23 protein-coding genes are annotated in these 24,311 nt (G+C 31.6%); 4 read left to right on the plus strand and 19 right to left on the minus strand.

Annotated elements, in window-relative coordinates; genetic code table 11:
• Positions 1-9: 9 nt before the first annotated feature.
• From hisC to GN138_RS01795, 18 genes are all read right to left on the minus strand, one after another.
• Positions 10-1,056 carry a histidinol-phosphate transaminase gene (gene hisC / locus GN138_RS01710; protein WP_157361584.1) on the minus strand — a complete coding sequence of 349 codons (1,047 nt, stop codon included), beginning with the start codon at positions 1,054-1,056 and terminating at the stop codon, positions 10-12.
• A gap of 56 nt (positions 1,057-1,112) precedes the next feature.
• Positions 1,113-2,402 carry a histidinol dehydrogenase gene (gene hisD, locus GN138_RS01715; RefSeq protein WP_157361585.1) on the minus strand — a complete coding sequence of 430 codons (1,290 nt, stop codon included), beginning with the start codon at positions 2,400-2,402 and terminating at the stop codon, positions 1,113-1,115.
• 48 nt (positions 2,403-2,450) lie between these two features.
• Entirely contained in the window at positions 2,451-3,308 is an 858-nt protein-coding gene (gene hisG / locus GN138_RS01720) for an ATP phosphoribosyltransferase (RefSeq protein WP_157361586.1), read from the minus strand.
• Positions 3,309-3,595: 287 nt separating this feature from the next.
• A complete protein-coding gene (locus GN138_RS01725) occupies positions 3,596-4,408 on the minus strand; it encodes a prohibitin family protein (RefSeq protein WP_157361587.1) in 813 nt (270 codons plus the stop codon).
• A gap of 17 nt (positions 4,409-4,425) precedes the next feature.
• Positions 4,426-6,459 carry a vWA domain-containing protein gene (locus GN138_RS01730; RefSeq protein WP_157361588.1) on the minus strand — a complete coding sequence of 678 codons (2,034 nt, stop codon included), beginning with the start codon at positions 6,457-6,459 and terminating at the stop codon, positions 4,426-4,428.
• A gap of 201 nt (positions 6,460-6,660) precedes the next feature.
• Positions 6,661-7,260 carry a DUF6515 family protein gene (locus tag GN138_RS01735; RefSeq protein ID WP_157361589.1) on the minus strand — a complete coding sequence of 200 codons (600 nt, stop codon included), beginning with the start codon at positions 7,258-7,260 and terminating at the stop codon, positions 6,661-6,663.
• A 228-nt stretch (positions 7,261-7,488) separates the two neighbouring features.
• On the minus strand, positions 7,489-7,788 hold the full coding sequence (locus GN138_RS01740) for a hypothetical protein (RefSeq protein WP_157361590.1): 300 nt from the start codon (positions 7,786-7,788) through the stop codon (positions 7,489-7,491).
• 120 nt (positions 7,789-7,908) lie between these two features.
• A complete protein-coding gene (locus GN138_RS01745; RefSeq protein ID WP_157361591.1) occupies positions 7,909-8,637 on the minus strand; it encodes a LytR/AlgR family response regulator transcription factor in 729 nt (242 codons plus the stop codon).
• 3 nt (positions 8,638-8,640) lie between these two features.
• Positions 8,641-9,666, minus strand: coding sequence for a sensor histidine kinase (locus GN138_RS01750; protein WP_157361592.1), 1,026 nt, complete (start codon positions 9,664-9,666; stop codon positions 8,641-8,643).
• Positions 9,667-9,681: 15 nt separating this feature from the next.
• Positions 9,682-10,080, minus strand: a complete 399-nt coding sequence (locus GN138_RS01755) for a DoxX family protein (RefSeq protein WP_157361593.1) — start codon at positions 10,078-10,080, stop codon at positions 9,682-9,684.
• Between the two features lie 23 nt (positions 10,081-10,103).
• A complete protein-coding gene (locus GN138_RS01760) occupies positions 10,104-11,396 on the minus strand; it encodes an Lcl C-terminal domain-containing protein (RefSeq protein WP_157361594.1) in 1,293 nt (430 codons plus the stop codon).
• A gap of 10 nt (positions 11,397-11,406) precedes the next feature.
• Entirely contained in the window at positions 11,407-12,603 is a 1,197-nt protein-coding gene (locus GN138_RS01765) for an Lcl C-terminal domain-containing protein (RefSeq protein ID WP_157361595.1), read from the minus strand.
• A gap of 25 nt (positions 12,604-12,628) precedes the next feature.
• Positions 12,629-13,849, minus strand: a complete 1,221-nt coding sequence (locus GN138_RS01770; protein WP_157361596.1) for an ABC transporter permease — start codon at positions 13,847-13,849, stop codon at positions 12,629-12,631.
• 2 nt (positions 13,850-13,851) lie between these two features.
• Entirely contained in the window at positions 13,852-14,595 is a 744-nt protein-coding gene (locus GN138_RS01775) for an ABC transporter ATP-binding protein (protein ID WP_157361597.1), read from the minus strand.
• A 6-nt stretch (positions 14,596-14,601) separates the two neighbouring features.
• Positions 14,602-15,840 carry an efflux RND transporter periplasmic adaptor subunit gene (locus tag GN138_RS01780; RefSeq protein WP_157361598.1) on the minus strand — a complete coding sequence of 413 codons (1,239 nt, stop codon included), beginning with the start codon at positions 15,838-15,840 and terminating at the stop codon, positions 14,602-14,604.
• Positions 15,841-15,851: 11 nt separating this feature from the next.
• Complete coding sequence (locus GN138_RS01785) at positions 15,852-17,177, minus strand: TolC family protein (RefSeq protein WP_157361599.1); 1,326 nt, start codon at positions 17,175-17,177, stop codon at positions 15,852-15,854.
• Between the two features lie 127 nt (positions 17,178-17,304).
• The gene (locus tag GN138_RS01790; protein WP_157361600.1) at positions 17,305-18,540 is read right to left on the minus strand and encodes a hypothetical protein; all 1,236 of its coding nucleotides are present in this window, start codon (positions 18,538-18,540) and stop codon (positions 17,305-17,307) included.
• Positions 18,533-19,831 carry a DUF4270 family protein gene (locus GN138_RS01795; RefSeq protein ID WP_157361601.1) on the minus strand — a complete coding sequence of 433 codons (1,299 nt, stop codon included), beginning with the start codon at positions 19,829-19,831 and terminating at the stop codon, positions 18,533-18,535. The genes GN138_RS01790 and GN138_RS01795 overlap by 8 nt, the downstream gene beginning before the upstream one ends.
• A gap of 281 nt (positions 19,832-20,112) precedes the next feature.
• Here GN138_RS01795 and GN138_RS01800 point away from each other — a divergent pair, with 281 nt between their 5' ends.
• From GN138_RS01800 to GN138_RS01815, 4 genes are all read left to right on the plus strand, one after another.
• Positions 20,113-21,120, plus strand: coding sequence for a Kelch repeat-containing protein (locus GN138_RS01800; RefSeq protein ID WP_157361602.1), 1,008 nt, complete (start codon positions 20,113-20,115; stop codon positions 21,118-21,120).
• A gap of 132 nt (positions 21,121-21,252) precedes the next feature.
• Positions 21,253-21,603, plus strand: coding sequence for a DUF4907 domain-containing protein (locus GN138_RS01805; protein WP_197429297.1), 351 nt, complete (start codon positions 21,253-21,255; stop codon positions 21,601-21,603).
• Between the two features lie 20 nt (positions 21,604-21,623).
• A complete protein-coding gene (locus tag GN138_RS01810; protein WP_157361604.1) occupies positions 21,624-22,655 on the plus strand; it encodes a sensor histidine kinase in 1,032 nt (343 codons plus the stop codon).
• Positions 22,655-23,398, plus strand: coding sequence for a LytR/AlgR family response regulator transcription factor (locus tag GN138_RS01815; RefSeq protein WP_157361605.1), 744 nt, complete (start codon positions 22,655-22,657; stop codon positions 23,396-23,398). Before GN138_RS01810 ends, GN138_RS01815 begins: the two co-directional genes overlap by 1 nt.
• 71 nt (positions 23,399-23,469) lie before the next feature.
• Here GN138_RS01815 and fabG read toward each other — a convergent pair whose 3' ends face one another.
• Positions 23,470-24,216: a 3-oxoacyl-[acyl-carrier-protein] reductase gene (gene fabG / locus GN138_RS01820; protein WP_157361606.1), complete on the minus strand. Its 747-nt coding sequence runs from the start codon at positions 24,214-24,216 to the stop codon at positions 23,470-23,472.
• Positions 24,217-24,311: the final 95 nt, after the last annotated feature.

Consider the following 24,311-nt stretch of genomic DNA (forward strand, 5'->3'; position numbering starts at 1 on the left):
CAAACATTTTTATAATTGATTTAATACTTCGATTAACTTCTCATTTTCAGCCTCAGTTCCAACGGTAAACCTCAAACAATTTTCGCATAAGGCTTGTGTGGTTCTATTTCTAACAACAATACCTTTTTCTACTAATTCATTATAACGCTTATTGGCATCATCTACCTTGACTAACAAAAAGTTAGCATCTGAATAGTAAACCTTTTCTACAAGTGAAATATCTTCTAATTTTTCAGCTAATATTTCGCGTTGAGATAAAATTGTGCTGACTTCTTTCTTAATAGCTCCTATATTATTTAATCGTTCTGAAGCTTTATCTTGCGTCAATTGATTAATATTATATGGTGGTTTTATTTTGTTTAAAACAGATATAATTACTTCCGAAGCATAACAAATTCCTAATCTAATTCCGGCTAAACCATAAGCTTTAGATAAGGTTTGTGTTACTATTAAATTCGGAAATTCTTGTAAACGATTCAACCAACTTTCTTCTTTTGAAAAATCGATATACGCTTCATCAATGACTACAATGCCTTCAAACTTATTTATTAATGTTTCAATTTTATCCGCTTCAAAACTATTAGCTGTAGGATTATTTGGCGAACATAAAAATAATAGTTTCGTTTGATTGTTTGCCGCTCCTAAAATTGCATTCGTATTGGGTTGAAAATTAGGTTCTAATTGAATTTCAATATTATCGACCGCATTAATATTTGCTAATACGGAATACATACCATACGTTGGTGGTAATGTAATGATTTTATCTTTGTTTGGTTCGCCAAACGCTCTAAATATTAAGTCTAACACTTCGTCACTTCCGTTTCCTAAAAGAATATTTTTCTCTGAAACCCCTTTTAATTCAGCTAATTGCCTCTTCAAATTGACTTGCTGAGGGTCTGGATAACGATTTACGTTGGTGTTAAACGGATTTTCATTAGCATCGATAAACAACATGCCGTCTGTAATGTCCTTATATTCATCTCTAGCTGAAGAATAAGGTTTAATGTTTTTTATGTTATCCCTTAAGAGATTATTTATGTTGAAATTTTCCTTCATTTTAATTGCTTCTCGCTAAAATTTCTCGTTCCTCGAAATCACTCGAAGTGACGCTATTACTCATTAATTAAATCGTTTAGCCTTAAGGTTACCGCATTCTTATGTGCTTGCAACCCTTCTGCTTCTGCCATAAGTTCTATAGCATTTCCAATATTTTGAATCCCTTCTTTAGAAATCTTTTGAAAGGTCATACTCTTTTGAAAACTATCTAAATTCACTCCTGAATACGCTTTTGAAAACCCATTAGTTGGCAAGGTGTGATTGGTTCCTGATGCATAATCACCTGCACTTTCTGGTGTATAATTCCCAATAAAGACAGAACCAGCATTTCCTATATTTTCAACAAAGAAATCATCGTTTTCAGTGGCAACAATAAAGTGTTCTGGACCGTAAGTGTCTATTAATTCTAAAGCGGTGTCAAAATCATTGACCACAATAGTTTTAGAATTAGAAATAGAAATCTCAGCCATATCTTTTCTTGGTAAAGTTTCTAATTGAGTTTCAACTTCCTCACTAACATTATCAGCAAAATCCTTAGACGTAGTTACCAAAATCACTTGGCTATCTGCACCATGTTCCGCCTGACTCAATAAATCTGACGCTACATAAGCCGCATTAGCAGAATCGTCTGCCATTACCAAAAGTTCACTTGGACCGGCTGGCATATCTATAGCAACACCAAATTGCGTGGCTAATTGTTTTGCAACCGTTACAAACTGATTTCCAGGACCAAATATTTTATAGACTTGCGGAATGGTTTCTGTACCAAAAGTCAATGCAGCAATGGCCTGAATTCCTCCTACTTTTATAATCTTAGTAACACCACATAATTGTGCAGCATATAAAATTTCGTTCGCAATTTTTCCTTCTTTGTTTGGTGGCGAACATAACACAATCTCTTTACAACCTGCAATTTGCGCAGGAACTGCTAACATTAAAACCGTTGAAAATAAAGGTGCAGTACCACCAGGAATATACAATCCAACTTTTTTAATTGGACGTTTTTCTTGCCAACAAGCCACACCAGACATAGTTTCTACTTCAACTCTATCTGTTTTTTGCGCGCTGTGAAATGTTTCAATATTAGCTTTGGCTAATTGAATTGCTGTTTTTAGATTTTCGTCAACCTTACTAGCTGCTTCAGCTATTTCTTCTTCTGTTACGCTATTGTTTAGAAGTGTAACACCATCAAACTTAGATGTGTATTTCTCAACAGCATTATCGCCATTGATTTTAATATCATTGAAAACCGTTTTTACAGTGGCTTCAATGTCTTCAATGGTTTGGGTTGGTCGTTTTAGTAACTCTGACCACGTTGATTTATCTGGATTTGTAACTAATTTCATATTGTAACAATAATACCTGTTGGGTTTTTGAAACCTTATAGGATTTTTTTAAAGTACCATGTTTTCGATTGGGCAAACTAAGATGCCTTCTGCACCATTAGCTTTTAATTCATCAATAATTTCCCAAAAATCATTCTTGTTAATTACGGAGTGTACAGAACTCCAACCTTCAGTAGCTAAAGGTAAAACCGTTGGGCTTTTCATTCCTGGTAATAGGTTAATGATTTCTTCAAGCTTATTGTTAGGCGCATTTAATAACACATATTTACTATTTCTCCCCTTTAAGACAGATTTTAAACGGAATTGAATTTTATCAATTAATGTTTGGTTTTCTTCAGAAATTAATGGCGACGTTGCTAAAACCGCTTCGGACTTTAATAAAACATCAATTTCTTTGAGTCCGTTTTTAAATAAGGTACTTCCACTAGAGACGATATCGCAAATTCCGTCTGCTAAACCAATATTTGGTGCAATTTCTACAGAACCATTAATGATGTGTAAATTTGCTTTAACACCAGCTTTATCTAAGAACTGATTTACTGTATTTGGATACGAAGTTGCAATACGCTTACCATCTAAATCCTTTAAACTCGTTGCTTTAGAAGATTTTGGCACTGCAATAGACACTTTACATTTAGAAAAACCTAAACGCTCTACTATAGTTAAATCCTTACCTTTTTCTATTAAAACATTTTCTCCAATAATAGCTGCATCTACCACGCCGTCTCTTAAATATTGAGGAATATCGCCATTTCTTAAGTAAAACACTTCTAACGGAAAATTACGTGCCGACGCTTTAAGTTGGTCTTTACCGTTGTCTACAGAAATTCCGATTTCTTTTAAAATTCTCATGGAGTCTTCATTAAGACGTCCTGATTTTTGAACTGCAATTTTTAGTTTATTCATAATATTTCCTGAGAAAGCAGGAATCTTTTGTTTTATGTCTAAGAATTTCTGAGTTTAATAAATAAAAAACCCGCTTGAAATTCTCAAACGGGTTTTTAAAATATATCTTGAAATTATTCAATACAAATTCACCTCGCTTGACTGCCAGTATGAAAATGATGATGTAATTGAATAAATGTCATGTTTCTGTTTCTTAATACAAAGATTGTGAAATAATATTTTGAAATCCTAATTAATAAATAAAAAATTTACATTTTTAAGAAATAATTAATATTTCAACTTATTCTTTATTGATTTCCTAAAATAATTGGCATTCCACTTTCTCCAGAGCCAATAATTATAGTTTTACTATTTGGAGATTCTGATAATTTAACCGTAGCTTCAATACCTTTATCTTGAAGAATTTTATCTGTAAGCGACGCACTTAATATTTTATTAGCATCTGCTTTTCCTTGCGCTTCAATGATTACTTTTTCTGCCTCTTTCTTTGCCGTGACTAGCCTAAACTCATACTCTAAAGACTCTTGCTCTTGCTTTAGTTTTCGCTCAATCGCATCTTTTATTGTTGTAGGTAACTTTACATTTTCTACTAAAACACGTTTAACGTTTACAAATTGTCCATCGAGTTCATTTCTAACTTCTTCTAAGATTTCTAGCTCAATAATATCTCTTTTACTAGAATATAATTGCTCTGGTGTGTAACGACCAACCACACTTTTGGCAGCTGCATTAATGGCAGGATTTAGTAATTCTTCTATATAATCTTCACCTTTAGTTTGAATTAACTTTCCCAGGTTCTTATATTCGGGCTCAAACCAAATAGTCCCACTTACGGTAATATCTAATCCGTTTACAGATAGTACATTCATGTTTTCAGAAATAGACTGCTGTCTTACTTTTTTAACAATCATATCATTCCAAGGTGCTACAATATGAAAGCCCTCTCCATAAGTTCTTTCTGTATTTATACCATCTCCTAAAGGCTCAAATAAAACACCACCTTCTCCAGGTCCAATAGTTACTGCTGATTTTGCCACTAAAATGACGAGAATTATAATTCCGATTAAAATCGGCAATCCAACTTTAGGTAATTTTTCCATGTTTATTATATATTAGCTTAAATTAGTCCGTTGTATTTTCTAATAAACCACTCCGCAAAAAGGCTTAAAACGATAATGCCAAGTAGATATTTCCAATCTATCAAAGGTACGATATTTTTAGTGCTTTTTTGTATAGTTGCATAGCGTTTATCTTTGAGAAGATGTTCTATTAATAATTGCGATTGATTTGTAAAGTACGCCTCTCCATCACTATTATAAGCCAAAGCTTTTAACTTTGTAATGTCTGCGTTTAAAAACTGCTGCTCCACATTATATTCTAAAATTTGAAAACTTCCAGATGTTGCTACAGATTCTGAATTATGTTTTATCGTAAAATCATACAAACCAGAATTAATACCACTTAAATCTACGGTGTAATTACCATTATTAAGTAATAGAGGCACCTCTCTTATACTCTCGTCATTTTTATTTTTTAAAATGATGCTAAGCGAAGCGGAATTATCAAACTCAAAATTCTTATTAAAATATTGCGCTGAAATTATGACGTCATCAATGCCATTATAAAACGATTTGTAATCAATATTGATACGTTTTCTTTTTTTATTAGAGCTTAAATATTGAACAAGTTTATTAATGAATTCATCAAAATTATTAAAGCTATTGGTGTTTAAAAATGATTGTGCTCGCCATTTCCAAATATCTTCTCCATTTAGAATGGCATGTTTTGTTCCGTCGGCTTCAAATGTGGCAAGCAATGCATCTTCAGTAGTAATTCCGTTTACTGATTTGTATAATAAGGTTTCAAATGGTACTGAGATTTGAAGTGTTCCAAACTCAGATTTTAAAGGTGGAAAACTATTAAAATCTAGATTTTCTACAATAAAAGTTCCGTAATTTCTATTTAAACTTGGTTGGTAATTTTCGGTTTGATTTGTTATTTTTTGTTTGAAATAATCTTGACTTTCATTTAAGATATTCCAATTAGTCGTTTCGCCAGAAATTATAAACGTATTGATTTTCTGAGTTTGAATTTCTTTTAAAACTAAATTAAATGTATTGTTTGGTTGATACAATATAGCTAATTGAAAATCATTAACTTGCGTTAAATAATCTTTTGGCTTAATTAATTCTACACTTCGTTGTTCATTACTTTCAATAGCTTTCTTAAGTGCACCTAAATCTGGATGCATTCTATCATAAACCAAGGCAATATTAGTTTTTTGGTCTATAACCTCAACTCCAAAATTCTTAGAATTATTAATTTTATTTTTTTCACTTTCTAAAGGCACCAATTCAACTCGATACGTTTTTACACCAACACTATTTGCCAATAAGGCTGTAGATATAATTTCGGAAGTTTTTGATGCATTTAACTGCAGTTGTTTTCTATATACAACAGAATTCCCGGACCAAATTTTCAGTTCTGTTGTTATGCTTTCGGTACCACTATAATTAGCGATAACCTCTACAGGAAATTTATTTTTTAAGTACACATAGCGATTAACGTTTAGCTGCTTTATACTTAAATCTGAATACACCGTAGAATCACCCAAAATTACAGGGTAAACAGGTTGTTTAATACTTTTAGACACATAACTGTAATCTGAACCGTAGGTTTGATTTCCGTCGCTCACTACTACAATTGGTGCTATTTGGTTAGCATATACTTCACCAAATTGCTTTAGAGCCAATGCTAAATTAGACTGACGTTCATTAAAATTTAAACTATCTAAAGACGATAAGGATTTGCCAAAACTGTAAGTTTCAATATTAAAACGGTCGTTTAAATCTGAATTATCTAATAATGCATTTACCATTTGCTTTGCATTATCAGCTTGTTTTAAATAAGAAACTGATTCTGAATTATCAACTGCAAGCACTAATGTTGGCTTTTCGTCAAAGTAAATATAGGATTCAAACTTTGGGTTAATGATTAATAATAAAATCCCAAATATTGAAATTACTCGTAATGCTGTGAGTAGGTATTTTAAATTCGACTTTAATTTCGATTTATACAAATACTGAAACAGCGCTAATAATAGCGCTGTAAATGCAGCAATTGTTATATATACTATTGTGATATTTTGCATTAAATTAATTGTGTATACAATAATTATTCAGTTGACTTTTGCATTATCCTTATTCTATCGCATAAGTTTCAAAATTACGAATAATTAAAAGAATTAATTATAATGGTATTATAAATTCTTTCTAAATCAAAAAGGAGAATAATTATAAAAACTACCCTCCTTTTCTATCAATCAACCAATCAATCTAATCAAATAATGTGTCTATTCCATGTCTATAATACCAACAACTTCGTAGGCTCTGGTGCCATCTACTTGTATTTTTTCGTATAAAATGTTTCCGTATTCATAATAAGTTAGGTTATCTATAGTAACTTTTTCATAATCATCTGGTAATTCATACACAATTGTACCGATTTCTGGTTCTACCACTTCATATTCATCACCAACTTCAATAAAAAATGTACCATCCACATTAAAATATATGTGAGAATTAAATCTAACTCTTCTGTAATGTTCTGGGAGTACATTAATTCTAAATCCTACTTTTGGAGCAATAACGATAAAACGTCCTCTTGAATGCGAATAAAACTTATTATTTGCATAATAATAGGTTTGCCCTTTGTGTTTTACTGTCTTTCTGTTTGGGATAGACCTTACAGAAACAACCTTTCTTGTAGGTTTTTTATAAGTAACTCTTGCACTTGGTATTCTTTTATTAGACAAAGTTGTTGTTTTTTTAGTAGCAACTGTTTTTTCTGTTTTCTTTGTCGCTGAACTTCTTTTATTTTGAGCTGTAATTTCTGTTGAAACCGCCATAAATAGTATAGCTGGTAAAACAAATATTTTAATTAAGGTTTTCATAATGCTTATATTATTAATTACACTTTACTTACTGTTATTTAAGACTTCTATTAACAATTATAGTTTAAAGATATGGGCATTATTTTTTGAAAAAAAGGCAAATAGATGTTCTATTAAATTTCATCTACGAAATAGAAATATTTATAGATATAATAATTTCATATTAAGATATAAACAAAAAAGCACACCGTTTTTAGTATGCTTTTTTTAAGATTTAAACAATGAATTTTATTTTAATAAACCTAACAGCCCAGTTAACTCAGTTAGATTTAAGCTAGAACTATTATCAGTATCTAACACATTAAAATTTTCTGAAACAGAGCCTATAGCCTCTGATGTACTAATAGCTTCATCGTTATTAGCGTCTAACAAACCAAATAATGTAGTAATCTGTTGAACTGTTGAATTAGAACTTAAAGAACTTAACAACGTTGCAGCATCAGATAAATTTGATGTGTTTACATTTTTTACACTATCACAACTAGAAACACTTATTATGATGGCTAAAGAAAGTACAATTTTTCTCATAATATTTTCATTTTAGAAATTAAAAAAGTAAAAATAGCTTTGTATAACCGTTATAAGAAAGACAATATACTAACACAGAAAATCTATCTTTTAATACAATAAAACTATAGACGAAATATTTTAAAGAGAATTACTATTTATAAACTCTAGAAATTTTGACTTGTATTGCTCAGATACAGTAATGCGTTGGTCATTAATTATAATTTGACTACGCTCAATAACATCAATATTATTTAGAGATATAATAAAAGAACGGTGCACTCGCATAAACTGCGTATTTGGTAGTTCTTGTTCTAAAGATTTTAAACTCATAAGGGTTAAAATAGGTTTAGGATTATCTTTTAACCAAATTTTGATATAATCTTTTAAGCCTTCAAAATATAAGACATCAGCAAGTTTAATACGAAGTTGTTTATATTCGGATTTTACAAAAAGAAATTCTTTTTCTTCAGAGAGTAAACTTTCTCGTTTTCCTTTTACCAACTCAAACCAAGTATTAGCTTTATTCGCTGCGGCTAAAAACTCTGCATAATCAAAGGGCTTTAATAAATAATCTATGGCATCTACTTTAAAGCCCTCTAAAGCATAATGGTCAAATGCTGTTGTAAAAATAACGCGCGAATCTTTGGGTAACATTTTAGAAAACTCTATTCCTGTTAAATCAGGCATTTGTATGTCTAAAAAAAGTAAGTCTACAGGATGTTCTTTAATAAATTGCATTGCTTCAATAGCACTACTACATTTAGCTTTGAGTTCTAAAAACGGTGTTTTTTCAATATAACTTTCTACCAAATTTAAAGCCATAGGCTCATCATCTACAGCGATACAAGATATTTTTAAGCTACTCATAATTTATATGATTTCTAATTCTAAATTTACAATAAAAAGGTTGTTTTCTACCTTAGTATTAAATTTATATTTATCTGTATATAGCAGATTTAAACGTTTTTCTAAATTTTTTAATCCTATGCCAGAACCACTTTTATCTTCAGTGTTTTTAGGAAAGTTATTGTTTATTGTTTTAAAGACTACCTTATCATCTGCAAGAGTCATTGTAATATCTATTGTACTATCTTGACTTGCTGATACACCATGCTTAAAAGCATTTTCTATTAATGAAATAAACAATAAAGGTGCTATTTTAATTTGATTGCTGTCTTTTGGAAAACTGTAATTCACCACAGTTTTATCAGTAACTCGTAGTTTCATTAACTCAATGTATTTAGACATAAATTCTATTTCTTTACTTAATGAAATTTCTTCGGTATTGGTTTCATAAAGCATATATCTCATTAATTTACTCAGGCTGTGGATAGATGTTTTGGCTCTTTCTGGCGAAATATCTACCAACGCATAGATGTTGTTTAATGAATTAAAAAAGAAATGTGGCTGTAACTGATAATGTAAATGTTGTAGCTCTGATTGTAACTTAAAGTTGGCAGCTTCCTTTCGCTCTGCTTCGGTTTTAACCCATCGCTTTGTTGTTTTTACTGCTATTGAAAATAATAATGGTGCCAAATAAGAAAACATTTGTACGTAAATCATCATTTTTAAAGGTGGCGCATTACCATCTTTATTTCTAAGAATATCTGAAAAAACAGTACTTTCAATTTGTTCTTTTAAAGTGATACAAATGGCTATAATTAAGACATTGATAAGTATATATAAAACGGTTTCCTTTTTGAATAAATATTTATCAATTAAAACAAAATAATTGGTATAAAAAATAATAGCATAGAATAGAATAGGAATCCAAAAATGCGCAATTATTCTATTGATATTTTGCTCTTGTCCATACGATAAAATATACGGAATACTAAACAGAACTAACCATACTAGTATATGAGAAAATAGCGTTATTTTTTTGTTTTTATCCATAAATAAAAATGAGTTTTAATCCCAAATATTTTTCGAAGATATGGCATATTTTCCAGCTCCTGTAAAAAACAATGCTACAGAACCAAATGTATAGAAATAAATTAATTCGTTTTGAAATGCTCCTTTATCTGAAATTGCAAAAATATCATTGGCATGTGCAAGAAATATAATAAAAAGCATGCCTAGAAAAAATACTAAAGACGCCAGTCTTGTTCTATAGCCAACTATTATAATTAATGGCGCAACTATCTCTGTAATATAAGCACCATAAGCCATAAACTCAGGCAAACCATTGGCACTTAACATTCCTTTTATACCATCTAAATGGCCTAATTTTGCAATACCGTGAAATAGCATTAAACCTGCTACTGTTATTCTAAGGATTAGTAATCCTAAATCTGTGTTTTTTTTCATTTTTAAATTATTAAGAGGTTGATTTAATCTACATTTCTAACTAAACGTACATAATTGTAGTAACGTTCTCCGCCTTCACCTGCTGGTCCGTTTTCGTGTTTTGTGTCAAATCTTACAGCTCCTGCACCATGAGAATCTAACCCGTTTTGACTAACAGCTCTACCAAATGCTACATACCAAGCATAGTAATAAGGTTTTCCTTTCTGAAATCTGGCGGAAGTACTTGTCCAAAAATATGGATAATCTTTATCGCCATTTTCATTAGTGATATCAGAAATATTGAATAACGGATGTATTGCAGCTCTATCTTTAGAAGCATCTTTGGCTTCGGGTGCAAAATTATAATCTACGATACCTTGTAATTCCTTTACATTTGGTAAACGCCAATCGGAATAGCCAGCTAGTTCTGAATTTTCGGCATAATAAAGCGCATTTTTCCAATCTAAACCTTGTTCACTATCATTCTTAGCCCACATCAATCCTGTTGCATTATCAGTAATAGTGCCATTTCCATTGTCTTTAAAATCATTTTCACCATAGGTATTTCCTCTAACCGCTCTAACATGTTTTAACATTGGGTTACCCATTGGTCTTTCGCCATTGCCAGGTGGTGGCGGTCTATTCTCATTTCTATTCTCACCTTCTTGTCCGCGTGGTTGTTGGTTATTTGGCGGTGGGCCTTTTCTATCTTTCCTATCTTTAGGTGCTTCTCCAGGATATGCTTTTATATGTCCTGTGGCGTGATTAACACCAAAAACAGCAGTGTATTGTCCTTCTTCTGTGTGGCCAAGGTACTTATTGGCTGTCCAATATTGTTCACTTTTATCTACATGCTCATTATTAACTAATGAAAAATAAGTAGTATCTAAATAGGGCCAACCTTCACTAAAATCGCTTATAGAAAATAATTCTTTAGCCGTTGGTAGTCTCCAATCATCATAACCACCCAATTCTAAATTTTCTACATAATCCTTGGCGCCTTGCCAATCGAAACCCTCAGTGGTTGGAATTTCTTCCCACATTAATCCTGTGTTGTTATCGGTTATTGTGCCATCATTATTTTTTTTGAAGCTCATTTTTTTACCTTTTAAATAATGAGCATCCTGACCGTAAAGCGAATCACCAGGTTTTAACTCTGAAACTACATTGCCATTTTCGTCATAAACATGAATTTGTCCTGTTGCTACTTGGGTATAGTTTGCTTTAGTATTTGTAACACTTGTTTGAGTGTTTTTTTCTTTACAAGACTGTGCAAATATTAGCGCAATTACCATGAAAGTACTACCTAATATTCTGTTGTGTTTTATTGTTTTCATGAGAAACTATTTATAAATTTCTTACTAAACGAACATAATTTTTTATCCTAATTGAATCTGCTGCATTTACAGATTCCATTAAATAATCTTCAATTTTACCTGCTTTAGGGTCTGAGCGTTGCGCACCAGCACCATGCCAGTCGAAATAATCTTTTACTTTACTATTATCTTTACTGTAAGCCTTACCAAAAGCTATGTAGCAAGCGGTGTATTTAAAATCGCCTTGTGTGGTACTTGTCCAGAACCAACTATCTGGGTTTGTACATTTAAAATAATTTTCATCAATTGCAGGAAATGTTTTCTTATTGTAATCTACAATACTTTGTAGTTCTTTAGTATTTGGTAATCGCCAATCGTTATAATTACCAAGCGAACTATTTTTAGCGTATTTAAGCGCATCTACCCAATTGTATGCATTGCCATCGTCAATTTTTTGCCACATTAATCCTGTAGCCTTATCGGTAATTGTACCATCGTTATTATCTACAAAATCATTAACTCCGTAAACATTTTCTTTACCACGAACGGCTCTTACATAATTACCTGGATTTCTTACACCACTTTCTCCGTTATAATACAAACCTGTTTCGTAAGCTTTTATGTGTCCGTCGGCAAAATTAAACCCAAAAGCACCTTCAATTTTTATATTTTGAATTGGGCCTTTTACATATTTGGTACTCGACCAATATTGACCGGCATAAGGCATTCTTTTATCATATTCAAAATCGAAATAATCGGTGTCTAAATATGGTTTCGACTTACTTAAATCTTCAGGAAATAGCTCGCCATTAGAATTTAATAATGAATACAGTTCTTTAATAGTTGGCAATCTCCAATCTGTATAACCTCCAATTTCAAGCTCATCTACATAATCAAAAGCATCATAAAAGTTATGTTTTTTATAATCTGGTGTTTTTTGCCACATTAAACCGGTATTTAAGTCGGTTATTGTACCATCGCCATTATCTTTATATGATGAAACTATTCCTTTAAATTGCGCATCTTGACCGTAGTAATCATCATCAAAGTTAGGTGTCTCAATTTGGTTACCATCGTTGTCATAAAATTTATCTTGGCCTGTATCTGATAGTACAAACTGAATATTAGCATTTGGTTTAGTGTCTTTTTCTGTGTTCGTTGTGTTTTTACAGTTTGCAAACAGAAGTAGAACACTTAATCCTCCTATTTTTAATAAATTATACTTCATTTTTATATTTTTTAGTAATTAGTATTTACTCGTAGCGTAATGCTGTTATTGGGTCTAAAGCCGCAGCTTTTCTTGCCGGATACCACCCAAAGAAGATACCAGTTATTGCGCAAACTGCAAAGGAAATTATTATTGAATATAGCGCAACACTTGTTGGCCAGTTTAGGAAATTCTCAATAAACACTGTAGCACCTAAACCTAAAGCTACGCCTAAAACACCACCTGTAATACTTATTAAAATGGCTTCTATTAAAAACTGCATTAAAATATCTGAGCCTTTTCCGCCAACAGCCATACGCAAACCAATCTCTTTGGTACGTTCTTTTACAGACACGTACATTATATTCATAATACCAATACCACCAATTAATAGTGAAATTCCGGCAACAGCAACTAACAAAATGGTTAGCATTTCACTGGTAGAACTAAAGGTTGAAATTAATTCTTCCATAGAACGTACAGTAAAGTCATCATCTTCAAAATCTTGTAATTTGTGCTGTTCTCTTAATATTTCAGTAATAATTTCTACAGCTTCTGGTGCATCATCTTCACTAACTGCAGATGCCATAATTTGATTTAAATAATCGATAGCCAGAATACGTTTTTGAACGGTTGTAAATGGTGCTATTACAATATCATCTTGGTCTTGCCCAAAGGTATTTTCTCCTTTTTCTTCTAACACACCAATCACTTTAAATGGAATGTTGTTAAAACGAATCATTTGTCCAACAGGTTCTTCACCATTAGGAAACACATTATCTACAACCGTTTGCCCAATAAGTGCTACTTTGGATGCTGTTTTTACTTCAGCATCGGTAAACATACTTCCGCTTTGTAAACCAACCACTTTAATGTCTAAATATTCTGGATATACACCATAAATACTACTCGGCCAGTTGTTAGAACCGTTAATTACTTGTCCGCTACTGTTTACAACAGGTGTACTGTTTGATAATAAATCAACCTTTTCGTTAATAACGTTGTAATCCTCTAAAGTAAGGGTTTGTACATTTCCGCCACTTCCTCTTGCTGGACCTCTATCGTCTGCACCAGGTCTTATGGTAATCATATTAGAACCCATACTAGAAATGGTAGAACGAATGCTCTCTTTAGAACCTTCTCCAATAGCTAACATAGCAATTACCGAAGCCACACCAATGATAATACCTAGCATGGTAAGCAAGGTTCTCATTTTATTTAGGATAATAGCTTTATAGGCTATTTTAAGTAAGTTTAATAGTCTCATAATTAATGATTTTCTACAGGTAATTGTGCTAATTGCTCTGCAGCAGATTGTACGTTATGATTTTTATAATCTTGCATTATTTCACCATCTTTTAAAACAATGGTTCTGCTACTAAATGTGGCAATATCTGGCTCGTGTGTTACAAAGGTGATGGTAATCCCTTTTTTGTTTAATTCTTGAAACAAGGTCATTATTTCATACGATGTTCTGGTGTCTAAGTTTCCGGTGGCCTCATCTGCTAAAATCATAACTGGATTGTTAACCAAAGACCTAGCAATAGCAACACGTTGTTGTTGTCCTCCTGAAAGTTGCGAAGGTGTGTGATACAATCTGTCGCCCAAACCAACCATCTCTAAGGCTTTAATTGCTCGCTCCCTTCGCTCTTCAGAAGTTACTTTACTGTTATATAATAAGGGTAATTCTACATTTTCAATAGCACTTGTTCGTGCTAGTAAATTATAGGACTGAAAAATGAATCCAATCTTTTCGTTTCTAATAGTTGCCAATTCATTTTTAGACAAATTTTTCACCTTTACACCATCAATTTCATAATTACCAGAAGTAGGTTGGTCTAAACAACCTAGAATATTTAGCATGGTACTTTTACCAGAACCACTAGAACCCATTATGGTTACAAATTCGCCTTCCTCAATGGTAAATGAAATGCCTTTTAACGCGTGAACCGTTTCAGAACCCATGGTAAATTGGCGCTTCAAGTTTTCTATTTTAATCGTTTCTTTAGCCATGATGTTTTATTTTTTTGCTCCTGGTGGTTTTGGCATAAACGGACTCTCATTAGAACCTTGAGGTGCTCCTGATGGTGCAGCAGCACTTCCACCTTTTAGGCTATATACTAATTGTTCGCCTTTAGAAATACCTTCTAAAATTTGTACGTTAACGCCATCGCTTGCGCCTAGTTTTGCAGGTTTTGGTGTTATGGATTTATCATTATTTAATACCCAAAGCATTGTCATCTCTTCATCTGGTTGTTCATTGTTGTTTTCTGGACCACCATTTTGAGGACGCTCTGGCATTGTGAGGTTATTTTGTTCTATATACTGTGCCATTATTGCTGGGTCTGGTTTAAAGTTTACCGCTTTAGCTTCAGTAGTCAACACATCTTTCAACTCTAAAGTGTAGATAGAAATGGTTGCTGTTAATCCTGGTTTTAGTTTTAAATCTGGATTATGCGCTTTAATTACAACTGTATAAGTGACAACGTTTGATGTTGTTGTTGGATTAAGACGTACTTGCGTTACTTCACCTTCAAACGTTTGGCCTATATAAGCATCTACGGTAAACGTAACACGCTGCCCTTCTCTAACATTTCCTATATCAGCTTCATCCACATCAGCTTCAACCTGCATTTCTTTTAAATCTTGTGCAATAGTGAATAACGTTGGTGTGCTATAACTGGCAGCAACGGTTTGTCCTTCGTCTATATCTCTAGACAACACTACACCATCTATTGGCGAATAGATATTGGCATAACCTAAATTGGTTTTTGCCGTTTGAAGTAAAGAATAACGTTGCGTCACAGTATTTTTAGCAGTTTGATAATCATATAGAGCATCATCAAAATCTGCTTTACTTATTACTTGATTATCATAAAGTGTTTTTTGACGATTATAGATTGTTTCAGTATATATTTTTTGACTTATTGCACTATCATAATTTGCCTGAGCTTCAACTACTGCTGCTTTAAGATTAGTTTTATCTAGTTCTGCAATAAGTTGCCCTTCTTTAACCTCACTATTATAGTCCACATATATTTTTTCTACCACACCAGAAACTTGTGTACCAACATCGACTTGTGTAATTGGCTCAATAGTACCAGTTGCAGTAACTAATGTGGTTACATCTCCAGTAGTAACAGTGATAGTTTTAGCTTCTACCAAAACTGTTTCGCTTGGTTTAAAAATGTTATAAAGTACCAGTGCAATTATAGCTACTGAGATACCTGCTATGAGTATTTTTTTATTTGTTTTCATTTCTTTTATAATTAAAGTGTGATAGCGTTTCCTTGATAAAATTCTAGTAATTGATGATAAAGTATGTTTAAATATTTTGCTTGTAAATAGTCTTGTTGCGCACTAGTATAGGTGTTTTGACTAATCACTAAATCAGTTGTGCTTAATCCTCCTAATTCGTATTTTTTTTGTGCTAACTCGTAAGATTGTTTAGCAGCTTCAACAGAAGATTCTGCAGCTACTAATTGCTCTTGAGCAGATAGTGCATTTTGGTATGCAGTTTCTACTTTTAGGTAAATTTCTTTTTCCGTTGTTTGCTTGTCTATTTGTGCCTTTTCAATATTTATTTCTGCAGTTTGTACTGCTGCCTTAGTGGCATTTCTATTAAAAATTGGAATATTAAGCGATAGCCCAATACGTTGGTTGAAATTAACATCAAACTGGTCTGAAAATGTATTATCAGCAATACTTGTATAACCAGTACCCAAACTAGAGGTTAACGATAATGTTGGTAGATAACCACCTTTTGCAATATCTAAGTCTTTTTCACTAGCTTCAATGGCTATATTACTGGCGTTCACCTCAGGTAAAATACCAAGCGCTTTGTTGTAAATAGCTACTTTGTCTAATAAAATAGCTGCATAATCAGTATCATCATTTAATGGTTCTATTTCAATGTCTTGAGTAGGATTTAACTCTAACAATTGCTTCAAAGCTATAATATATTGTTGGTAGGTATTTTTAGCATTTATTAAAGCATATTTATTAGTTGCAGCTTGACTCTGCGCTTCGGTATAATCACTTAAAGCAATAGTACCAGCATCTAATCTGGCTTTGGCGCGTTGTACTTCTTGCTCTGTAGATTTTAAATTGTTTTCGGCAATAGTGATGCCTTCTTTGGCATGTAATACCTGTAGATAGTTTTCTAAAACACTAAGTATGATGTTGTTTTTTGCTTCTTCTTTAAGAAACTGACTTTGATTTACGAGTAATTCGTTTTGAGCAATTTGATTGTTTATTTGATTCCCTTGAAACAAGGTCACCGAACTATATAATCCAACATTTGTACTATAGATTTGGTCTGTTACATAATCACTAGTAATAGGATCAATAGAATTACCATTAGTGAAACTTTGAGAAGCTGAGCCAAAAAGGTTTGGTAATCTTGAAGATTTAGCTTCGAAATAATCAACATCTGCTTGTGATTTATCTAATGCCGCATCTTTTATGGTGATATTGTTTTCAATTGCATATGTAATACAATCTTGTAAAGACCATACTTCTGCTTTGGGAGAAACCACTTGCGCAAAAGTAAATTGCGATAGTATTAAACTTGATATAATAAAAAATAGTTTCATTTTTTTGTGTATTTCTAATTAACACTTCAAAAATGAAACTATATACAATAGTATAAAACCGTAATAGATGTTTGCGGTAATTCTCTAGATGAAATTGGTTGTTTTATCGAAGAGAATTTTACAAATATTAATTGTATTTACGCTGCTGAAACCACAAGTCTGATAGTGATATATTTATATTAAGCGTATTAATATTTTCTTGTATAAGAATACTATCTGTAGTTCCTCTATTACCGAATGTATATGACACATTTAATAATGATTTTTTACCAATTGGTAAACCTATACCAACTGAAGCAGCATAGGTATCTATTCTTTTATCATCTACCTTAAGATAGCCAGAATTGTAATTTAAGCCCATTCTAAAATCCACGCGTTTCCAGTATTTATAACTTTTTGGATCTACAGAATAAGATGCTCCAAAACTAAAAACATCTTGATTTACGTAGTCTCCAATAGCATCTGACTGGTCGGTTGAAGACCAAAAACTCTTACTATAATCTGCTGTTAACAATAAGGTTTTAATTTTAGTACTGTAGCCAAACCCAATATTAAGAGGTATAGAAAAATCATCTATATCTTCATCTTCGGTTTCCTCTAGAACTGAATATGCTGAATTAGAATATTTACCAATAACGACATCTTTTGTACCTGTTAATTTAGTAGGAAAATCTACAGTAAATCCAAAATCATGTTTTTCCTTAAACTTATATTGTAATCCTAATCCTAATCGTCCACCTCTATAAAAATTAACTTCGTTAATATTTAAATAACTAGTACTTGTAATAATAGATTCATCTTCTTCAATTTTTCCAAACAAATAAGCCGCTTTAAAACCTACATTTAAATTTTTGGTAATAGCTCTTCCATAATCTAGTCGTAGTTCGTTTAAACCACCAGTACCTTCAATATTTGTATAAAATTGTTCTGAACTACCTTCAATATTACTTTCAATTCCTGTTAAGGAATAACCAACATCTGTAGATGGTTTTAATGTTAATGCTATACCGTATTTTCCTCCTCCATTAAATCCAAAAGACATGTTAGAAAAGCTATATGTTGATTTTTGCTCGTTGAGATCGTTACCTGATAAACTCACAAACTCTGCAGTTCCTCCAAAATCTAAGAAAAATTCATCTGGTTTCATTGTCGCTAATGAAGCTGGGTTGTATAAATTAAGACCATAAGAAGCATCTAACGAAATCCCTGTTTTACCTAGTCCACTATTTCTACCTGTACCAGAGTTACTTTCTACACCTAAGCCAAAAAGCGAATATGGAGAATTGGTTAAATTATTAGATTGAGAATAGCCAAAATATCCTATTACCAATGTAAAAATAAGTATGTATTTAGATTTATTCATAGATAGCATAGGTTATGACTAATCTGGTATTATAATCAGATTTTTCGGCGTCATTAAAAATTATTTTATTGATTGTAGAATTATAATCTTCTGGTATTAAAATAAGGGCATCCTCTGTTTCTGGACTTTCACTTAATTTTTGATCTATAAAATCAATTACAGGCACTTCATAAGTAATGAGATTAAATTCTGAGTTATCTGTAGACAATGTTCCTGAAACAACATCTACACTATTAGCAACTTGACTAGCTAAATCATTGTTTTGATCTATTGTATACAACAATAATGATTCGCTTAATGGTTGAATATCTGAATGAGAAGTGGTATTAGGCTCAATATAAAGCACTGCATCTAAAATGGTTCCTTCTCTACCTATATCAAAAACTTCTTTAATAGTTGGAAATTCTATTTTAGTCACATATCCTGTACCTGCTTGGTTATAACTAATGCCATTACTATCTGAAGAATCTAAATTATCTTCTTGATCGGTAAGCACTTCTAAAGGCAAGCCTGTAACATCAGCTTCTGTATGATTGTAATAGCTGTTTATTGAAAAATCATAGGTGTATTCTTCAGTTTCTAACTCATCTGGAATAGTGTAATAAAAGCGAATATAAGTATCTGCACTAGAGGGAGAAAAACCCATTATAGCTCCATTATCACTATCGCCTGGTTTAATTTTTAAACCTTTTAATTGTTGATATAAGGATTCGTCATCTGTTATATTATTGTCTCTAATATCGTTAAACAATTCTTCTCCAAAAGAATAAGGCAGAGTAACGTATAGCGAATCTCTATTTGGGTTTGGATAATATGATGTGCTCAATATAGGTGTAGATTCTGAAGCTGTTATTGACGTATTATAAAACGCATCATCATCACTCTCCATTTTATCAGTTAATTTATAAACCTCTAACGAGGCAACCTGTGTAGTATCATTATAATAATAGGTGTCATAACCTAATACTAAACCTATACTATCTAAAACAGCATCATTATCTAAATAATAAGAAGATGCGCTTATTTGCATGTATGCTGAAGAACTTACATTACCCATTTCGTCATCTGCATACTGACCAATTAATAATCTACTACTAATTGAAGTTGAAATAGAATCGAACTTCATTGTAGAAAACTTAACCGAAAAGGTATCAATTGAAAGGACTCTAATATTTGTATTTGTAAAATCTTCACCAGCTAAAGTACTTTCTTCGTCTGAGTCTGTAGAACATGAAATTACAAATATTGCCATGGTAATTGCGGCGAATAATTTTAGATAAGATTTAGACATTTGATTTATTTTATTTGTACAAATCAACTAACCTAACTCTTTAATAAAAAGTATAATATACCTACTCTCGTATTCTATCTACTAACAGCACATTTTATACTATAAAATTTCATTAATCATTTTATAGATTAAATACCTGTGTTGGTCTACAAAAAATGAGCCTAGGTCTATTTAATAATTAACCTAAAAGTTTCAGGTAGTAAGTTAGCCGTTAAAAGCGATAAATAACTTTTCGCTAAAGCAATCAAAAATTAGTTTAAACAATTAAATAATTAAGTGAAATGAAAAGATTTAATAACAAGGCAGCAATTAGGTTACTTTATTTAACTGCTATGCTTACACTGTTTTACAATTGTAATGGTGATGACGACAGCGATGACACTGATGGAAACTGGGTAAAAAAATCTACTTTTAACGAAGAAGCAAGAAGCAGTTCTTCTGCCTTTACAATTGATAATATTGGTTATATGGGAACTGGTTATGATGGTGACGATTACTATAATGATTTTTGGAGCTATAACATGGATACCAATTCTTGGCAGCAGCTAGCAGATTTCCCTGGTATAGAACGTAGCTCGGCATCATCTTTTGTAATAGGTACTGAAGGTTACATGGGAACTGGCTATAATGGTGATACTAACGAAGAATTATCTGATTATTACAAATACAATACCGCAACCAATACTTGGACACAAATTGCAGATTTTGCTGGTTCTGCTAGATACGGAACAGTAGCTTTTGGTTCTGATAGCTATGGCTATGTTGGTACTGGATATGACGGAAGTGATAAAAAAGACTTCTGGAAATATGATCCAGTTGCAGATACATGGACTGAAATTTACGGCTTTGGAGGCGATAAAAGAAGAGATGGTGTAACATTTACTATTGATAATAATGTGTATTTAGGAACTGGCATTAGTAATGGCGTTTATGAAACAGATTTCTGGGTATTTGATTTAGATACAGAAGAATGGACACAGCTTGAAGATATCGATGAAGATGATGACGATTACGTTGAAAGATCTAATGCTGTTGCATTTACAATAGATGGTAAAGGTTATGTAGCCTGTGGAGAGTATGGAGGAAGTATTGATACTGTTTATGAATACACACCATCTACTGAATCTTGGGTTGAAAAAACAGAATTTGAATTATATGCAAGACGAGATGCTATTGCATTTACTAATGGATCACGTGCTTTTGTAGCCTTGGGAAGAAACGGTACACTATATTTAGATGATAATATGGAGTTTTTTCCAAATGCAGAACAAGACGATGACGACAATTAAGATATAATACATTGTTTAGATTGATTGAAATGGGCTATTAATTTTTTAGACACCTATTAATAGCCTTACCTTAGAGTCAGGATAATGTTGATTATACTTCATTATTCTGACTTTTATTTTAATAAATATATTATGAAAAAAATATATAGTTACATCGGTGTGTTTATGTTGATTTTAACATTAACTATTTTCTTTTTATATATTAAAAACACCAATAACAAAAGTAAAGCAACAAACCAATCGTTATACTCACTTAAGGTTATAGAAAATAAAGATTCTTGGATTTACGAAATTTACAAAAACGATACCATGTTTATAAGACAAGAATATATACCTTCCGCTAAAGGAAAACAGAGTTTCAAAACAAAAGAAGATGCTAAAAAAATAGGTAACCTCGTTGTGAGTAAACTATCTAAAAATGTTTTTCCAGTAATAAGTAAAAATGACCTAATAAATAATAACATTAATTTTGAAAATAAATAGTTTGAATTAATCATTAAATTTTGGTAAAAAAAATCTCACATAAAGAACTTTTAATACACATTATAGTTTGGCTTTGTATTAGCCTTTTTCCGTTATTAACTGCTTATATTGATTTAGGAAAAATTCCATCAAACTTATATTTTAGACAAGCCATTCGCCCAATTCTATTCTATGTAAATTACTCCTTTTTAGTTCCTCATTTTCTTTTAAAAAGAAGACTTATAGTATATGTTATATTATCTATTGGATTTTTAATACTTTATAATTACCTGAGTGAAGAGTTTATAACAACCACTTTTGCTAATGAGTTTGTAAACAGACCAAAACCTCCAATTATGCCAAAAGGACCTTTTGGTCTAAAACATGCTATTCCAGTAGTATTTTCATTTACTATATTTCTTTTAGGTGGTATTTTTAGTTTAGTTGTTGACTTTTACAAAAGAGATCGCGAGACTAAAGCTATAGAAAATGAACAAAAAGAAATTAAACTTCAATTTTTAAGAAATCAACTAAACCCACATTTTTTATTCAACTCTCTAAATAGTATTTATTCTTTAGTACAGAGCAAATCCGATGATGCGCCAGAAGCTGTAATTACCTTATCAGAACTAATGAGGTATATGCTCTACGAAGCTGGTGATGAGCAAGTACCGTTAGAAAAAGAGATAAATTACATACAAAATTATATCGCTCTACAACGATTACGTTTAAAAAACACCGAAGCTGTTAAACTTAACATAAAAGGTGAGACTAGACACCTTAAAATATATCCTTTGTTATTAATTTCATTTATTGAAAATGCTTTTAAATACGGAACCGACTATAAAGGTAATACACAAATTGATATTAAAATTGTAGTTGAAAACGATAAATTAATTTTTAATGTAGAAAACATTGTGGGTATATATAAACGTGATGATAAAAATTCTGGTGTAGGCTTAGCAAACATAAAAAACCAACTAAACCATTTGTATAATAATAATCATGAATTAACCATAGAAGATGATAAAACACTCTACAAAGTATATTTAACGATAAATCTTAAAAAATAATGAAGTGCATAATTATTGATGATGAGCCCTTAGCTATTAATGTTATTGAATCTTATTGTAAAGCATTAAGCGATGTTGAAGTAATCAGTACTTTTACCAACGCTATTGAAGCTTTAGATTTTATTAATAATAATGCCATAGATTTAGTGTTTTCTGATATTGAAATGCCAAATATTACAGGTATAGAACTTATTAAATCCTTAGAAGGAAAAGTACCTTATTTTATATTTACAACAGCATACCCAGAATACGCCTTAGAAGGATTTGATTTAAATGCTATAGATTATTTGGTAAAACCTATTCCTTTTCCTCGTTTCTTAAAAGCTGTAAATAGAGTAAAAGAAATGCTTAAATTAAGTGAAGTTAATACCTCGTTTAATGTATCTTCAGCGGGTGGAGAACTAACAAAATCTATTACACAACAACATGAAGATGATTTTATTTTTGTAAAATCTGAATATGAAAATTTAAAAATAGATATTAAATCAATAAAACACATTCAAGGTTTAAAAGATTATTTAAAAATTCATTCTGAAGATTCTAAACCAATACTAACATTAATGAGTTTTAAGGAAATACAAGATAAATTACCAGAAAATATATTTATTAGAGTACATCGTTCTTACATTGTCAATGTTAACAAAATTACATCTATTCAAAAAAATAGAATTGTTATTAAAGATGAAAGAATTCCGATTGGAGAAAGTTATAAATCTATGGTTTATAGTAGACTGAATATTTAAAAAATAATAATATACAAAAACAGCGCTAAATTAGCGCTGTTTTTGTTTTTATATGATTATTTACAATAATACTAAGTTAACATACCTCCATCTACATTTAAGGTTTGTCCTGTTATATAAGCACTTAAATCACTTGCTAAAAACACACAAGCATTTGCAACATCTTCAGGTGAACCTCCACGTTTAAGAGGGATTCCCGCTCTCCAACCTTTAACTGTTTCTTCATCTAATTTTGCTGTCATTTCAGTTTCAATAAAACCTGGAGCAATAACGTTACTTCTAATATTACGAGACCCTAACTCTAAAGCTACAGATTTAGAAAACCCAATGATTCCGGCTTTTGAAGCAGCATAATTTGTTTGACCAGCATTGCCCTTAACACCAACAACAGAACTCATATTTATTATTGACCCCTTACGTTGTTTCAACATGGTACGCTGTACAGCTTTTGTCATGTTAAATACTGATTTTAAATTAACCTCTATTACTTTATCAAAATCAGCTTCTTGCATACGCATTAAAAGGTTATCTTTAGTGATACCTGCATTATTAATAAGAATATCAATAGTACCAAATTCTTCTAAAACATCTGCTGCCAATTTTTGAGCATCTTCAAAATTTGCAGCATTACTCTGGTAACCTTTTGCCTTAATCCCTTTTCCGTTCAATTCTTTTTCTAAAGCATTTGCCGCTTCAACTGAAGAACTATATGTAAAAGCCACATTTGCACCATGATCTGCAAATACTTCAGCAATTCCTTTTCCAATGCCTCTACTTGCACCTGTTATAATGGCTGTTTTTCCTTCTAAAAGTTTCATATCTATTTATTCAATTAGTTAGTCTTGTCTTTATCAACGACGTTTACAGTAAAATTATTAATTCAATTTTACGCTTCTTTTCAATTCAAATATAC

Origin of the sequence: Winogradskyella endarachnes (assembly GCF_009741275.1) — a bacterium.
In the GTDB taxonomy this organism is placed as follows: Bacteria; Bacteroidota; Bacteroidia; order Flavobacteriales; family Flavobacteriaceae; genus Winogradskyella; species Winogradskyella endarachnes.

Excerpts from the sequence above, each read along its gene's own strand:
- GN138_RS01760 (WP_157361594.1), bottom strand. The coding sequence starts at position 11,396 with ATGAAAACAATAAAACACAACAGAATATTAGGTAGTACTTTCATGGTA.
- GN138_RS01745 (WP_157361591.1), bottom strand. The coding sequence starts at position 8,637 with ATGAGTAGCTTAAAAATATCTTGTATCGCTGTAGATGATGAGCCTATG.
- hisC (WP_157361584.1), bottom strand. The coding sequence starts at position 1,056 with ATGAAGGAAAATTTCAACATAAATAATCTCTTAAGGGATAACATAAAA.
- GN138_RS01790 (WP_157361600.1), bottom strand. The coding sequence starts at position 18,540 with ATGAATAAATCTAAATACATACTTATTTTTACATTGGTAATAGGATAT.
- GN138_RS01730 (WP_157361588.1), bottom strand. The coding sequence starts at position 6,459 with ATGCAAAATATCACAATAGTATATATAACAATTGCTGCATTTACAGCG.
- GN138_RS01785 (WP_157361599.1), bottom strand. The coding sequence starts at position 17,177 with ATGAAACTATTTTTTATTATATCAAGTTTAATACTATCGCAATTTACT.
- GN138_RS01765 (WP_157361595.1), bottom strand. The coding sequence starts at position 12,603 with ATGAAGTATAATTTATTAAAAATAGGAGGATTAAGTGTTCTACTTCTG.
- GN138_RS01780 (WP_157361598.1), bottom strand. The coding sequence starts at position 15,840 with ATGAAAACAAATAAAAAAATACTCATAGCAGGTATCTCAGTAGCTATA.
- GN138_RS01795 (WP_157361601.1), bottom strand. The coding sequence starts at position 19,831 with ATGTCTAAATCTTATCTAAAATTATTCGCCGCAATTACCATGGCAATA.
- hisD (WP_157361585.1), bottom strand. The coding sequence starts at position 2,402 with ATGAAATTAGTTACAAATCCAGATAAATCAACGTGGTCAGAGTTACTA.
- GN138_RS01775 (WP_157361597.1), bottom strand. The coding sequence starts at position 14,595 with ATGGCTAAAGAAACGATTAAAATAGAAAACTTGAAGCGCCAATTTACC.
- GN138_RS01735 (WP_157361589.1), bottom strand. The coding sequence starts at position 7,260 with ATGAAAACCTTAATTAAAATATTTGTTTTACCAGCTATACTATTTATG.
- GN138_RS01725 (WP_157361587.1), bottom strand. The coding sequence starts at position 4,408 with ATGGAAAAATTACCTAAAGTTGGATTGCCGATTTTAATCGGAATTATA.
- GN138_RS01750 (WP_157361592.1), bottom strand. The coding sequence starts at position 9,666 with ATGGATAAAAACAAAAAAATAACGCTATTTTCTCATATACTAGTATGG.
- GN138_RS01755 (WP_157361593.1), bottom strand. The coding sequence starts at position 10,080 with ATGAAAAAAAACACAGATTTAGGATTACTAATCCTTAGAATAACAGTA.
- GN138_RS01800 (WP_157361602.1), top strand. The coding sequence starts at position 20,113 with ATGAAAAGATTTAATAACAAGGCAGCAATTAGGTTACTTTATTTAACT.
- hisG (WP_157361586.1), bottom strand. The coding sequence starts at position 3,308 with ATGAATAAACTAAAAATTGCAGTTCAAAAATCAGGACGTCTTAATGAA.
- GN138_RS01770 (WP_157361596.1), bottom strand. The coding sequence starts at position 13,849 with ATGAGACTATTAAACTTACTTAAAATAGCCTATAAAGCTATTATCCTA.
- GN138_RS01815 (WP_157361605.1), top strand. The coding sequence starts at position 22,655 with ATGAAGTGCATAATTATTGATGATGAGCCCTTAGCTATTAATGTTATT.
- GN138_RS01740 (WP_157361590.1), bottom strand. The coding sequence starts at position 7,788 with ATGAGAAAAATTGTACTTTCTTTAGCCATCATAATAAGTGTTTCTAGT.
- fabG (WP_157361606.1), bottom strand. The coding sequence starts at position 24,216 with ATGAAACTTTTAGAAGGAAAAACAGCCATTATAACAGGTGCAAGTAGA.
- GN138_RS01805 (WP_197429297.1), top strand. The coding sequence starts at position 21,253 with ATGAAAAAAATATATAGTTACATCGGTGTGTTTATGTTGATTTTAACA.